At 61.7% G+C, this 12784-nt stretch carries 14 protein-coding genes and 1 riboswitch; of the genes, 8 read left to right on the top strand and 6 right to left on the bottom strand.

Annotated elements, in window-relative coordinates:
• The first annotated feature begins 41 nt into the window (after positions 1–41).
• A complete protein-coding gene (gene purD / locus EGY12_RS08715) occupies positions 42–1325 on the top strand; it encodes a phosphoribosylamine--glycine ligase (RefSeq protein WP_123893160.1) in 1284 nt (427 codons plus the stop codon).
• A gap of 49 nt (positions 1326–1374) precedes the next feature.
• Here the strand turns inward: purD and EGY12_RS08710 are convergent, their stop codons facing one another.
• From EGY12_RS08710 to nudC, 6 genes are all read right to left on the bottom strand, one after another.
• Complete coding sequence (locus EGY12_RS08710; RefSeq protein ID WP_123893159.1) at positions 1375–2046, bottom strand: DUF1481 domain-containing protein; 672 nt, start codon at positions 2044–2046, stop codon at positions 1375–1377.
• A gap of 36 nt (positions 2047–2082) precedes the next feature.
• Positions 2083–2355, bottom strand: a complete 273-nt coding sequence (gene hupA, locus EGY12_RS08705) for a nucleoid-associated protein HU-alpha (RefSeq protein ID WP_004929874.1) — start codon at positions 2353–2355, stop codon at positions 2083–2085.
• Positions 2356–2544: 189 nt separating this feature from the next.
• Positions 2545–3135, bottom strand: coding sequence for a YjaG family protein (locus EGY12_RS08700; protein WP_025160203.1), 591 nt, complete (start codon positions 3133–3135; stop codon positions 2545–2547).
• A 48-nt stretch (positions 3136–3183) separates the two neighbouring features.
• Positions 3184–3870, bottom strand: coding sequence for a deoxyribonuclease V (nfi, locus tag EGY12_RS08695; protein ID WP_123893158.1), 687 nt, complete (start codon positions 3868–3870; stop codon positions 3184–3186).
• Positions 3871–3879: 9 nt separating this feature from the next.
• Positions 3880–4944, bottom strand: coding sequence for a uroporphyrinogen decarboxylase (gene hemE, locus EGY12_RS08690; protein ID WP_123893157.1), 1065 nt, complete (start codon positions 4942–4944; stop codon positions 3880–3882).
• A 38-nt stretch (positions 4945–4982) separates the two neighbouring features.
• On the bottom strand, positions 4983–5750 hold the full coding sequence (gene nudC / locus EGY12_RS08685; RefSeq protein WP_060425367.1) for an NAD(+) diphosphatase: 768 nt from the start codon (positions 5748–5750) through the stop codon (positions 4983–4985).
• 101 nt (positions 5751–5851) lie between these two features.
• Here nudC and EGY12_RS08680 point away from each other — a divergent pair, with 101 nt between their 5' ends.
• From EGY12_RS08680 to thiH, 7 genes are all read left to right on the top strand, one after another.
• Entirely contained in the window at positions 5852–6355 is a 504-nt protein-coding gene (locus tag EGY12_RS08680; protein ID WP_048232444.1) for an Rsd/AlgQ family anti-sigma factor, read from the top strand.
• A gap of 39 nt (positions 6356–6394) precedes the next feature.
• Positions 6395–6519, top strand: a riboswitch (TPP riboswitch).
• Positions 6520–6633: 114 nt separating this feature from the next.
• The gene (thiC, locus tag EGY12_RS08675) at positions 6634–8577 is read left to right on the top strand and encodes a phosphomethylpyrimidine synthase ThiC (RefSeq protein ID WP_123893156.1); all 1944 of its coding nucleotides are present in this window, start codon (positions 6634–6636) and stop codon (positions 8575–8577) included.
• Positions 8570–9220, top strand: a complete 651-nt coding sequence (thiE, locus tag EGY12_RS08670) for a thiamine phosphate synthase (protein WP_123893155.1) — start codon at positions 8570–8572, stop codon at positions 9218–9220. The genes thiC and thiE overlap by 8 nt, the downstream gene beginning before the upstream one ends.
• On the top strand, positions 9213–9962 hold the full coding sequence (locus tag EGY12_RS08665) for a HesA/MoeB/ThiF family protein (RefSeq protein WP_123893154.1): 750 nt from the start codon (positions 9213–9215) through the stop codon (positions 9960–9962). The genes thiE and EGY12_RS08665 overlap by 8 nt, the downstream gene beginning before the upstream one ends.
• Positions 9959–10159 (top strand): sulfur carrier protein ThiS, encoded by a 201-nt coding sequence (gene thiS / locus EGY12_RS08660; RefSeq protein WP_123893153.1) that lies wholly within the window; start codon positions 9959–9961, stop codon positions 10157–10159. The genes EGY12_RS08665 and thiS overlap by 4 nt, the downstream gene beginning before the upstream one ends.
• 1 nt (position 10160) lies before the next feature.
• Positions 10161–10940: a thiazole synthase gene (locus tag EGY12_RS08655; RefSeq protein WP_123893152.1), complete on the top strand. Its 780-nt coding sequence runs from the start codon at positions 10161–10163 to the stop codon at positions 10938–10940.
• Entirely contained in the window at positions 10940–12073 is a 1134-nt protein-coding gene (gene thiH / locus EGY12_RS08650; protein ID WP_123893151.1) for a 2-iminoacetate synthase ThiH, read from the top strand. The genes EGY12_RS08655 and thiH overlap by 1 nt, the downstream gene beginning before the upstream one ends.
• Positions 12074–12784: the final 711 nt, after the last annotated feature.

The raw sequence follows: 12784 nt of genomic DNA, 5'->3' as shown, positions 1-12784 counted from the left end.
TGCCGCGTGCGCTCCGGCGCACGCCATTCGTGGAGCCCCTGATGAACATTTTGATTATCGGCAACGGCGGGCGCGAACACGCGCTGGCCTGGAAAGCCGCCCAGTCTCCGCTGGCGGACAAAGTGTACGTAGCGCCGGGCAATGCCGGCACCGCGTTGGAAGCCAATCTGGAAAACGTGGCGATCGCCGCCACCGATATCCCTGCCCTGGTCGCTTTCGCCCAGAGCCATGACATCGGTCTGACCATCGTCGGGCCGGAAGCGCCGCTGGTGATCGGCGTGGTCGACGCCTTCCAGGCCGCCGGCCTGAAGATCTTCGGCCCCACACAGGCCGCCGCGCAGCTCGAAGGCTCTAAAGCCTTCACCAAGGATTTCCTGGCGCGCCACCGCATCCCGACCGCCGAATATGAAAACTTCACCGAGGTGGAGCCGGCGCTGGCCTATGTGCGCCGCAAAGGCGCGCCGATCGTCATCAAGGCCGATGGCCTGGCGGCCGGTAAAGGCGTGATCGTCGCGATGACGCTGCAGGAGGCCGAAGCGGCAGTGCGTGACATGCTGGCCGGCAACGCCTTCGGTGACGCCGGTCATCGCATCGTGGTGGAAGAGTTCCTCGACGGCGAAGAAGCGAGCTTCATCGTGATGGTCGACGGCGAGAACGTGGTGCCGATGGCGACCAGCCAGGACCACAAACGCGTCGGCGACGGCGACACCGGCCCGAACACCGGCGGCATGGGTGCCTACTCCCCGGCGCCTGTTGTGACCGACGAAATCCACCAGCGCGCCATGGACCAGGTGATCTGGCCGACGGTGCGCGGCATGGCGGCGGAAGGCAATACCTACGTCGGCTTCCTGTACGCCGGCCTGATGATCGCCGCCGATGGCCAGCCGAAGGTGATCGAATTCAACTGTCGTTTTGGCGATCCCGAAACCCAACCAATCATGCTGCGCCTGCGTTCCGATCTGGTGGAACTGTGCCTGGCGGGTGCGGAAGGCCGCCTGAACGAGAAAAGCTCCGACTGGGACGAACGCCCTGCGCTCGGCGTAGTGCTGGCGGCCGGCGGTTATCCGGGCGACTATCGCAACGGCGAAATTATCCAGGGATTGCCGCAGCGGGAAAGCGCCGACGGCAAGGTCTTCCATGCCGGGACAAACCTGCAGGGCAATGACGTCGTCACCAGCGGCGGCCGCGTGCTGTGCGTAACGGCGCTGGGCGACACCGTGGCACAGGCGCAGCAACGCGCCTACCAGCTGGCCGAAGGCATTCAGTGGCCGGGCAGCTTCTGCCGCAAAGATATCGGTTATCGCGCGATTGTGCGCGGCAAGTGATTTGACCGTGGAAGTTCATGGCAAGAGGCTCCGCTGCGCGGGGCCTTTTTTATAGCTGGTCTTCTTTCGGTTCCCAGCTGCAGAAGTCGTCGTTCGCCACCAGCAGCAGTTCGCTGCCTTCGGGTGCTTCCAGCCAGGCGATGCTCACCGGCCGGCTGCTGCTGCGAGCACGCTTTTCGATCCAGACGATGGCGGCAGCATCCAGCCCCGGTTTCATGCGTTGACCGTCGCAGGTTTGCACTTCCCCCTGCATCCAACGCCCCTGCAGCAATTTCACCTTGCCGGCGCGCAGCGCATTGCTCACTTCGAGGATCCGCCGCGCCTGATATTGATACAGGGCGATTTCATCGCTGGTCAGCGGTTCGCGGCGTGTCGCCAGCTGGCGCTGCATAAAGCTCACCGTGCCGTCGTCGGCAAAGCGCAGTTGAATAGAGTCTCGATCGCCGTCGGCGTCGTTGCGTTTGATTTGGCGCAGCACATCGCCCTGATAGGTGTACAACGTGGTGATGGTGCCCGGACCGCGATAAGGGCTGTAGACGCTGACCAGCACCTGCGGGCGCTGTTGCTCATCGTCTTTACGCCACAGGCGTATCACGCCCTGATCGGCCACGAAGCCGCTGGCGGTAAAGCTGGGAATATCGGAATGGGAACTGCAGGCGCTCAGGCCGACGGCGATGCCAACGGCCATGAGCGCCCGACGAGTAAACAAAAGGGGCGCCATCGCCCCTCTGTTTAATCTTTTCACCGAGGCGCGGTCTTATTTAACAGCGTCTTTCAGTGCTTTGCCAGAAACGAACGCAGGCACGTTGGCTGCTGCGATTTTGATTTCTTTGCCAGTCTGCGGGTTGCGGCCAGTGCGCTCGCTACGATGGTTTACTTTGAAAGTACCGAAGCCAACCAATTGTACTGCATCACCTTCTTTCAGAGACTCAGTAATAGCAGCCAGGGTGGATTCCAGAGCCAGTTTAGCTTGTGCTTTGGAAAGGTCAGCCTTGTCCGCGATTACATCAATCAGTTGAGTCTTGTTCATAAGTTATCCTTACAGTGTGTTTATCGTTTGCAAAGCATCGAGTGCGACGGATATGCCGATTGACAGCACTCTCCTGCATACACGCACCGATAGCCACTTTTTTTACGCCCCCCAAATGTAGACCAGACAGGGTGCGGATGTGAAGCCTTAAGGCATGACAAATCAGGCGTTAAATCACGTTTTGTTGCCTTATTGCGCTAAATTTATCCCGATGTTGCTGACACCGGCCTCTCGCAGGTCGGATCGCAGCCCCTTGATCAGGTCTATATCGCGCTCTTCACAGGCGTCCAACAGGCGGAAAATTTCCCATTGAATGTCCCATTCTTCCTCTACCGCAGGCAAACTTTCCAACTCTTCGTCGGTCATTTCCTTACCGGCTTGGGTCATTTCCAACATCGCCACGGTGCGAATCGATGTTTCGCTGATGGCGATGGCGTGCTCCAGCGTCTCCCCGCCGAGCCGCGAATGGATCAGTTCCCCTAATGCGATACAGGCATCAATTGCCGGGTAAACGCCGTAAAGATCGTAATCTTCCGCCGACGGAATCGCCTCTTCCAACTTCTCGAGCTGGCTGTCGAAGTTGACCTTGGCATCCTTAACCACCAGCGTTTCCCACACCAAATCCAGAATGCGGCGATAAACCGCCGGATCGCCGAACTCGGTCTGTTTGCAGAACATCTGGTAATTCGGGTACATACGCTCGCACAAACTGGCCATAAAGGTCAAATGTTGCCAGGCCTCGAGCCGTTCCAGGCGTAAATGAATCGGGTTACGTAGCATGCTTTACTCTCTTACGCGTTATCTGCGGCGCAGTGTACCCGAAATCGCTCATGGCGACACCTCCGGATGCTGCTGCAACCACCGCTGAAACGCCGGACGACGCGATGCGATGGCGTCAGCCCAGCGGGTCGGCTCCGGCAAACGGTAGCCCGCCATACAGTGCTGCACCCACGCCAGCGCACTGTCGGCGCCCACGCGGTGACCGGTAGAGATGAACAGCGGGTTGCAACGCGCCTTGCTTCGCCACACCCAGCCCAGCTGTTCACCCTTATCTTCCAACGGCGCCAACGCGCCGACGGCGGCGTCCAGCGGCGCAAATTTGCCGCACAGACGCTTCTTGGCCACGCCGATGGTCGGCACATCGACCAGCAGGCCGAAATGGCTGGCGACGCCGAGGCGCCGCGGATGCGAAATGCCATGCCCATCGACGAAGATCAGCCCCGGTTTCCGCTGCAGCTGCGCCCAGGCGGCCAACAGCGCCGGGTATTCGCGAAACGACAGGAAGCCCGGAATGTAGGGCATGACGGTGGCGATGCGGGCCACCTGGTATTCCACCAGCTCCAGCGACGGATAGCGCAGGATGGCGATGGCGGCGCGCGTCACCGCCCCCTCTTGCTCGAAGCCCACGTCGGCGCCGGCGATGAAGGCCGGCGGTTCGGCCGGCAGATCGTCGTAGCGAATGACTTCAGCCGCTCGCCGCAGCTGTTCGGCGCGCAGGGCCGCCATATCGGTCACATCGGATCCTTAACGGTGGTATTTCGCCGAGTGCGTGTGTACCGCCTCGACGAAGGCGCCGGCGTGCTCCGGCGGCACATCCTGATGGATGCCGTGGCCCAGGTTGAACACATGGCCGTTGCCGTGGCCGAAACCGGCCAGAATGGTCTCCACTTCTTCCGCGATGCGCGCCGGGGAGGCATAAAGCATCGACGGATCCATATTGCCCTGCAGCGCCACTTTGTCGCCCACCCGCCGACGTGCGTCCGCGATGTCGGTAGTCCAATCCAGCCCCAGCGCATCGCAGCCGGTGGCGGCCATCGCTTCCAGCCACTGCCCGCCGCCTTTGGTGAACAGCGTCACCGGCACGCGGCGGCCATCGTTTTCACGCAGCAGGCCGTCGACGATCTTGTGCATGTAGTGCAAAGAGAACTCGCGATAATCGCGCCCGGTCAGCACCCCGCCCCAGGTGTCGAACACCATCACCGACTGCGCGCCGGCCTTGATCTGGGCATTGAGGTACAGGATCACGCTGTCCGCCAGCTTGTCCAGCAACAGATGCAGCGTGGCCGGCTCGGCATACATCATCTTTTTCAGCTTGGTGAAGGCCTTGCTGCTGCCGCCTTCGACCATATAAGTCGCCAGTGTCCACGGGCTGCCGGAGAAGCCGATCAGCGGCACTTCGCCCTTCAACTCGCGGCGAATGGTGCGCACCGCGTTCATCACATAGCCTAATTCCACTTCCGGATCGAACACCGGCAGCTTGTCGACGTCGGCGCGGCAGGTGACGGGGGAGCTGAAACGCGGGCCTTCGCCGGCTTCAAAGTACAGGCCGAGCCCCATGGCGTCGGGAATGGTGAGAATGTCGGAGAACAGGATGGCGGCATCCAGCGCATAGCGGCGCAGCGGCTGCAGCGTGACCTCGCAGGCCAGCTCGGCGTTCTTGCACAGCGACATGAAATCACCGGCCTGGGCGCGGGTCGCCTTGTACTCCGGTAAATAACGACCGGCCTGGCGCATCATCCATACGGGGGTCACATCCACCGGCTGGCGCAACAGCGCGCGCAGGTAGCGATCGTTCTTCAACTCAGTCATTTATGGGGCTCCCTTAATAATCTGCCGGCCATTGTACATTATTCTGCCCGGCACAGCGCCACGGTGTCCTCAATCAACCGGCGCGCCACGGTGCCGGGCGGCGGCAACAGCGGCAGTTGGTCGTAACGGTACCAGCCGGCGTTGAGCAGCTCCTTGGGATCGTGACGAATGTCGCCCTGATGGTAATCGGCCATAAAGGCCATCATCAGCGAGTGCGGGAACGGCCAGGGTTGTGAAGTAACGTAGCGCAGGTTCTTGATTTCAATATTGCTCTCTTCCATCACTTCGCGCGCCACCGCCTGCTCCAGCGTTTCGCCCACTTCGACGAAGCCGGCCAGCACCGTATGAATGCCGCCGCGATGGCGCACGTGTTGCGCCAGCAGGATCTGATCGTCGCGCCGAATGGCGACGATCACGCAAGGCGCAATCTGCGGATAGTACCGCTCTTTGCAGTGGCCGCACAGGCAAGCGCTTTCGGTGCGGCTGAGGTGCATCTCATGGCCACAGTAGCCGCAATAGCGATGGGAGCGATAGAAATCCGCCAGCTGCACGCCGCGCCCGGCAAGCTGGAACAGACCGCGATCCTGATCCAACAGCTGACGCACCGATCCCATCTCCCGCGGCATCGCCTGGCGTACCAGCCAGACCGGCGCGCCCTCCCATTCACCGATGGTGCGCGCCATATGGCCCCGCAGCCCGAGGGCGGCGGCCGTCCCCGACGGCAATTCACCGTTCGGTAACCAAAGTTTGCTTTCATGGCTGACGATCCACCAGCCGTTTTCATTGCCCGTTAATGCAAGTTCCATATCGTTGTTGCACAACCTCAGCTTCACTGGCACTCTACGAATCGGCTTTGTTACATTTTAATAACTTACCGGTTACTTTTATTACTTACACGGAGTCAAACATGCTCAACCGTTTGGAAAGGCTGACTCAGCGCGTTGGCGGTAGTAATGAATTAGTTGATCAATGGCTTCAGGCCCGCAAACAGTTGCTGGTCGCCTACTGCACGCTGGTAGGCCTCAAACCGAATAAAGAAAAGCATACGCCGCTGAATGAAAAAGCGCTGGAGAACTTTTGCCACAACCTGGTGGATTACCTCTCCGCAGGGCATTTTCATATCTATGACAGAATTATCAAACAAGTGGAAGGCGCAGCCAGTCCGAAAATGTCGCTGGCGGTGAACATCTATCCCAAGCTGTGGGCCAATACCGAACAGATCATGGCGTTCCACGATCGCTATACCGAAGTGGATATCGATCAGGAGGTTTGTCTGGAGTTTCATCAGGCCTTGTCGGATATCGGCGAAACGCTGGCGGCGCGCTTCGCGCTGGAAGATAAGCTGATCCAACTGGAAGCGGAAGCCGCGCAGCAGCCGCTGCCGGACCAGGCGCTGGATCCGGCGCGTTAAAATTTTATAGTTTTTTTTCTTATCCCTCCTATACTGGGGGGCATCTTGTCGGAGTGCCTAGCGCCTGATTTGTTCATCGAATCAGCCAGGCTGAGACCGTTAATTCGGGATCCGCGGAACCTGATCGGGTTAATACCCGCGAAGGGAACAAGAGTAATCTATCGCCACAGGCATGGCCTTCCCCTTGCGGGCGCCCTGCCTTATCGGCCACCATCATTACTCCCTCCGAGCTCCAGACAAGCAACTTTCCCAACCCAACACACTGGTAGGAACTTGCTATGTCTAACGTTAATCCACCGCGCGCCCGTAAGGCGCAACGCGAAGCCGCTCAGCAGTTTATCGACACCCTGCAAGGCACGGCTTTCCCGAACTCGCGCCGCATCTACCTACAAGGCTCGCGCAGCGATATCCAGGTGCCGATGCGCGAAATTCAGCTCAGCCCGACCCTGGTCGGCGGCAGTAAAGATAGCCCGCAGTATGAACCCAACGAGGCGATCCCGGTGTATGATACCGCCGGCCCCTACGGCGATCCGCAGGCCAAGCTCGATGTGCACGCCGGCCTGGCCAAGCTGCGCGCCGGCTGGATCGACGCGCGCGGCGATACCGCCCCCCTAAACGGCGCCAGCTCCGGCTTTACCCAACAGCGGCTGGCGGACGAGGGGCTGGATCACCTGCGCTTTGAACATCTGCCACTGCCGCGCAGGGCGCTGCCAGGTAAGTGCGTGACCCAACTGCACTATGCCCGCGCCGGTATCGTCACCCCGGAGATGGAGTTCATCGCCATCCGTGAAAACATGGGGCGCGAGCGCATTCGCGGCGAGGTGCTGCGCCACCAGCATCCGGGCCAGAGCTGGGGTGCCAACCTGCCGGACAACATCACGCCGGAGTTCGTGCGTCAGGAAGTGGCCGCCGGCCGCGCCATCATTCCCGCCAACATCAACCATCCTGAGACGGAGCCGATGATCATTGGCCGTAACTTCCTGGTGAAGGTGAACGCCAATATCGGCAACTCGGCGGTCACGTCATCGATCGAAGAAGAGGTGGAGAAGCTAGTGTGGTCCACCCGCTGGGGCGCGGACACCGTGATGGATCTCTCCACCGGCCGCTATATTCACGAAACCCGCGAGTGGATCCTGCGCAACAGCCCGGTGCCCATCGGCACCGTGCCGATCTACCAGGCACTGGAGAAGGTCAACGGCGTGGCGGAAAACCTCACCTGGGAGATGTTCCGCGATACGCTGCTGGAACAGGCGGAGCAAGGGGTCGACTACTTCACCATCCACGCCGGCGTACTGCTGCGCTACGTACCTATGACCGCCAAACGCCTGACCGGCATTGTGTCGCGCGGTGGCTCGATCATGGCCAAATGGTGTCTGTCGCACCATCAGGAAAACTTCCTCTATCAGCATTTCCGTGAAATCTGCGAGATCTGCGCCGCCTACGACGTTTCGCTGTCGCTCGGCGACGGCCTGCGCCCCGGCTCGATTCAGGACGCCAACGACGAAGCCCAGTTCGCCGAGCTGCATACGCTGGGCGAGCTGACCAAGATCGCCTGGGAATACGACGTGCAGGTGATGATTGAAGGCCCGGGCCACGTGCCGATGCAGATGATCCGCCGCAACATGACCGAAGAGCTGGAACACTGCCACGAAGCGCCGTTCTACACCCTCGGCCCGCTGACCACCGATATCGCGCCGGGCTATGACCATTTCACTTCCGGCATTGGCGCGGCGATGATCGGCTGGTTCGGCTGCGCCATGCTGTGTTACGTCACACCGAAAGAGCACCTCGGCCTGCCGAACAAAGAAGACGTCAAACAGGGCCTGATCACCTACAAGATCGCCGCTCACGCCGCCGATCTGGCCAAAGGCCATCCGGGCGCGCAGATCCGCGATAACGCCATGTCCAAGGCACGTTTCGAATTCCGCTGGGAAGATCAGTTCAATCTGGCGCTCGATCCGGCCACCGCGCGCGCCTATCACGACGAAACCCTGCCGCAGGAATCCGGCAAGGTCGCCCACTTCTGCTCGATGTGCGGGCCGAAATTCTGCTCGATGAAGATTTCGCAGGAGGTGCGCGACTACGCCGCCGCCCAGGAGGCCGCCAAACCGATCGAGGTGCAGCTGAGCGGCATGGAGAAAATGTCCGCCGAGTTCCGCGCCCGTGGCAGCGAGCTGTATCACAGCGCCGGCACGCTGCAAGAGGAGACAAGCAATGACTGATATCACAACCCCCTTCCCAGCCACGCCCCACAAACTGGGGCTCTACCCGGTCGTCGACAGCGTGGAATGGATCGCTCGCCTGCTGGAGGCCGGCGTTACCACGATCCAGTTGCGCATCAAAGATCTGCCGGACGAACAGGTCGAAGAAGATATCGCCGCCGCCATCGCACTGGGCCAGCGTTATCAGGCACGGCTGTTCATCAACGACTACTGGCGTCTGGCGATCAAGCACGGCGCCTACGGCGTGCATCTGGGCCAGGAAGATCTCGATACCACCGATCTGGCGGCCATTCACCGCGCCGGGCTGCGACTGGGCGTGTCCACCCATGATGACGCCGAACTGGCGCGCGCGCTGGCGGTAAAACCGTCCTACATCGCGCTGGGGCACATCTTCCCCACCCAAACCAAAGACATGCCTTCGGCGCCGCAGGGGCTGGCGGAATTGAAACGCCACATCGCCGGCCTGGCGGATTACCCGACGGTGGCGATCGGCGGGATCAGCATCGATCGCGTACCGGCGGTGCTGGCGTGCGGCGTCGGCAGCGTGGCGGTGGTCAGCGCCATCACCCAGGCACCGGACTGGCGCGCGGCGACGGCCGAGCTGCTGCGGTTGATCGAAGGCGAGGATCCGAACGATGCTTAACGATCAGGAATTCCTGCGCTACAGCCGCCAGCTGCTGCTGGAGGACGTCGGCCCGGAAGGCCAGGAGAAACTCAAGCGCGCTACGGTGCTGATCGTCGGTTTAGGCGGGCTCGGTTCCCCAGCTTCGCTGTATCTGGCCGCCGCCGGCGTCGGCACGCTGCTGCTGGCCGACGACGACCAGTTGCACGTCACCAACCTGCAGCGGCAAATCCTCTACCGCAGCGCCGATACCGCCACCGGCAAGGCGGCGCTGGCGCAACGCCACCTGCAGGCGCTGAACCCATTGGTGGAATCCATCCCGCTGGCGCAGAGGCTGGAGGGGCAAGCGCTGCGCGACGCGGTCGCCCGCGCCGATCTGGTGCTGGACTGCTGCGACAATATGGCGACCCGTCATGAGGTCAATGCCGCCTGCATCGCCGCTGCCAAGCCGCTGATCAGCGGCAGCGCGGTCGGCTTCAGCGGCCAGTTGCTGGTACTCGAACCACCCTATGCGCACGGCTGCTATGCCTGCCTGTACCCGGAGCAGGAAGAACCGCAGCGCAACTGCCGCACCGCCGGGGTGCTCGGCCCGGTGGTGGGCGTAATCGGCACTCTGCAAGCGCTGGAAGCCATCAAAATGCTGGCCGGCATGCCTTCCTCCCTCAGCGGCAAACTGCGGCTGTTCGACGGCAAGCAGCAAAGCTGGAGCACGCTGCAACTGAGCCAGGCCCGCGCCTGCCCGGTGTGCGGAGGCGCGGCATGAAGATCCGTCTGAACGACCAACCGCTGGAGCTGGCGCAGCCGCTCAGCGTCGCCGCCCTGCTGATCCAGTTGGAACGCCACCAGCCGGGCACAGCGCTGGCGATCAACCAAACCATCATTCCACGCGCCGACTGGGCCGACCATCAGGTGCAGGACGGTGACGACATTTTGCTGTTTCAAGCGATCGCCGGAGGCTGACATGCTGAAAATCGCCGATACCACTTTTACCTCGCGCCTGTTCACCGGCACCGGCAAGTTCGCCACCCCGGCGCTGATGTTGGAAGCGCTGGCGGCCTCCGGCTCACAGCTGGTGACCATGGCCATGAAGCGTGTCGATCTGCGCGGCGGCAACGACGCCATTTTGGCGCCGCTGCTGCAACTAGGCGTCAAATTGTTGCCCAACACCTCCGGCGCCAAAACCGCCGCCGAAGCGGTGTTTGCCGCCCGACTGGCGCGCGAAGCGCTCGGCACCCATTGGGTGAAACTGGAGATCCACCCCGATGTGAAATACCTGCTGCCGGATCCGATAGAAACGCTAAAGGCGGCGGAAACGCTGGTGAAAGACGGCTTCGTCGTGCTGCCCTACTGCGGCGCCGATCCGGTGCTGTGCAAACGGCTGGAAGAGGTGGGTTGCGCGGCGGTGATGCCGCTCGGCGCCCCTATCGGATCCAACCGTGGTCTACGTACCCGTGACTTCCTCGAGATTATCATCGAGCAGGCCAAGGTACCGGTGGTGGTCGACGCCGGCATCGGCGCACCAAGCCACGCACTGGAAGCGATGGAGCTGGGCGCCGACGCGGTACTGGTGAATACCGCCATCGCCGTGGCGCGCGACCCGGTGCAAATGGCGCGGGCGTTTCGCCTGGCTCTGGAGGCCGGCGAGCTGGCGCGCAGCGCCGGATTGGGCTCCAGCCAGCGCGGAGCAGTCGCTTCCAGCCCGCTGACCGCCTTCCTCAGCCAGCCAGAGGAGGCGCAGTGATGGCCGACGACTTCAGTAGCCGCTGGCAACAGCTGGATTGGGACGACATTACGTTGCGCATCAACGGCAAAACCGCGCGCGACGTGGAACGCGCGTTGAACGCCGACAAGCTAACGCGCGACGACTTTATGGCGCTGATCTCCCCCGCCGCCGCGCCGTATCTGGAACCGCTGGCGCAGCGCTCGCAGCAGCTGACCCGTCAGCGCTTCGGCAACGTCGTCAGCTTCTATGTGCCGCTGTACCTCTCTAACCTGTGCGCCAACGACTGCACCTACTGCGGCTTTTCGATGAGCAACCGCATCAAGCGCAAAACGCTGGATGCGGCGGAGATCGCACGCGAGTGCGAAGCCATCAAGGCGCTGGGATTCGAACACCTGTTGCTGGTCACGGGCGAGCATCAGACCAAGGTCGGCATGGACTATTTCCGTCAGCACATTCCGGCGATCCGGCGCCACTTCAGCTCGCTGATGATGGAAGTGCAGCCGCTGGCGCAGAACGAGTACGCCGAACTGAAAACGCTGGGCCTGGACGGCGTGCTGGTGTATCAGGAAACCTACCATCCGGCCACCTACCTGCAGCACCATCTGCGCGGCCAGAAGCAGGATTTCCATTGGCGCCTGGCCACGCCGGATCGCCTTGGGCGCGCCGGGATCGACAAGATCGGCCTCGGCGCGTTGATTGGCCTGTCCAACAGCTGGCGCACCGACTGCTACCTGCTGGCGGAACATCTGTTCTACCTGCAGCAAACCTACTGGCAGAGCCGCTACTCGATCTCGTTCCCGCGTCTGCGCCCCTGCGCCGGCGGCATTGAGCCGGCGTCGATCATGAGTGAGCCCCAGCTGGTGCAGCTGATCTGCGCCTTCCGGCTGTTCGCGCCGGACGTTGAGCTGTCGCTGTCTACGCGTGAGTCGCCGTACTTCCGCGATCATATGATCCCGGTGGCGATCAACAGCGTCAGCGCCGGCTCCAAAACGCAGCCCGGCGGCTACGCCGACGACGTGCCGCCGGAGCTGGAACAGTTCGAGCCGCACGACGGCCGCACGCCACAGCAGGTCGCCGAAGCCATCAGCAACGCCGGGCTGCAGCCGGTGTGGAAAGACTGGGACGGTTATCTGGGACGCGGCGCGCAATAAGCCGCAACGTTTGCCGCCGTGTGAAGAAAACGCGGGAACGGCCGCGCACTGCCGAACGGCGGCGCTGGCGCCAGCAGGCCCGCCGGCTATAGTGACCTTGCCGACCGCCAAACCCGGCGCCGGCCGGGGCTGTCACCCTCTCGATAGCCCCGCCTTATCCCATCCCGGATCGCGTCGGAGGTTCTCTTACGCGACTCCGGGCCCCCGCCACGGCAATGCGTATACACCGAACCTGTTCCGACAAGAGCACACGAGCACGAGTATGTTGCCTTGCCGGCTAAGACAATAGCAGGATGATGGCATAGCGGCGTTCAGGGATGATATTCATGGGTGCCGTTACAGCAGAAAAGCAGGGAGCGAGGAAAAAGAAGGCACGGTGACGAAGAAAGGTTCGAGTGGTTATCCCCGTGCTATCAGTGGCCCTGGTGTTGGCCGCGGACCTTTTTTGCCGCCTGCTCCCTGCTTACGGACAAGAGCAGGCGGTTTATTTTGTGAGACTGGCACCCCCCCAGGACGCGAATCACACAGTATGTGCGCTAATTAACCATATAAACGGTGAAATGTGAATGTCTTTTGAGTGTTTTTTTATTTAATATCGAGTGTATTTTGAGTTTACCAAGGAAAATCAAACTGATATCACCGCAATGCCCGAGGCTTCATCTATAATCCAGCACGGGTCCTCACGCAGGTTTTTCAGCGCCCGCGGTCAAC

Source organism: Serratia sp. FDAARGOS_506 (assembly GCF_003812745.1).
Taxonomy (GTDB): Bacteria; Pseudomonadota; Gammaproteobacteria; order Enterobacterales; family Enterobacteriaceae; genus Serratia.
Note: the sequence above shows the minus strand (reverse complement) of the source record. Positions and strands in the feature narration are given on the sequence as shown.

Bases quoted from the DNA above. Each gene is read 5' to 3' on its own strand.
- purD (WP_123893160.1), top strand. From the start codon at position 42: ATGAACATTTTGATTATCGGCAACGGCGGGCGCGAACACGCGCTGGCC.
- EGY12_RS08710 (WP_123893159.1), bottom strand. From the start codon at position 2,046: ATGGCGCCCCTTTTGTTTACTCGTCGGGCGCTCATGGCCGTTGGCATC.
- hupA (WP_004929874.1), bottom strand. From the start codon at position 2,355: ATGAACAAGACTCAACTGATTGATGTAATCGCGGACAAGGCTGACCTT.
- EGY12_RS08700 (WP_025160203.1), bottom strand. From the start codon at position 3,135: ATGCTACGTAACCCGATTCATTTACGCCTGGAACGGCTCGAGGCCTGG.
- hemE (WP_123893157.1), bottom strand. From the start codon at position 4,944: ATGACTGAGTTGAAGAACGATCGCTACCTGCGCGCGCTGTTGCGCCAG.
- nudC (WP_060425367.1), bottom strand. From the start codon at position 5,750: ATGGAACTTGCATTAACGGGCAATGAAAACGGCTGGTGGATCGTCAGC.
- EGY12_RS08680 (WP_048232444.1), top strand. From the start codon at position 5,852: ATGCTCAACCGTTTGGAAAGGCTGACTCAGCGCGTTGGCGGTAGTAAT.
- thiC (WP_123893156.1), top strand. From the start codon at position 6,634: ATGTCTAACGTTAATCCACCGCGCGCCCGTAAGGCGCAACGCGAAGCC.
- thiE (WP_123893155.1), top strand. From the start codon at position 8,570: ATGACTGATATCACAACCCCCTTCCCAGCCACGCCCCACAAACTGGGG.
- EGY12_RS08665 (WP_123893154.1), top strand. From the start codon at position 9,213: ATGCTTAACGATCAGGAATTCCTGCGCTACAGCCGCCAGCTGCTGCTG.
- thiS (WP_123893153.1), top strand. From the start codon at position 9,959: ATGAAGATCCGTCTGAACGACCAACCGCTGGAGCTGGCGCAGCCGCTC.
- EGY12_RS08655 (WP_123893152.1), top strand. From the start codon at position 10,161: ATGCTGAAAATCGCCGATACCACTTTTACCTCGCGCCTGTTCACCGGC.
- thiH (WP_123893151.1), top strand. From the start codon at position 10,940: ATGGCCGACGACTTCAGTAGCCGCTGGCAACAGCTGGATTGGGACGAC.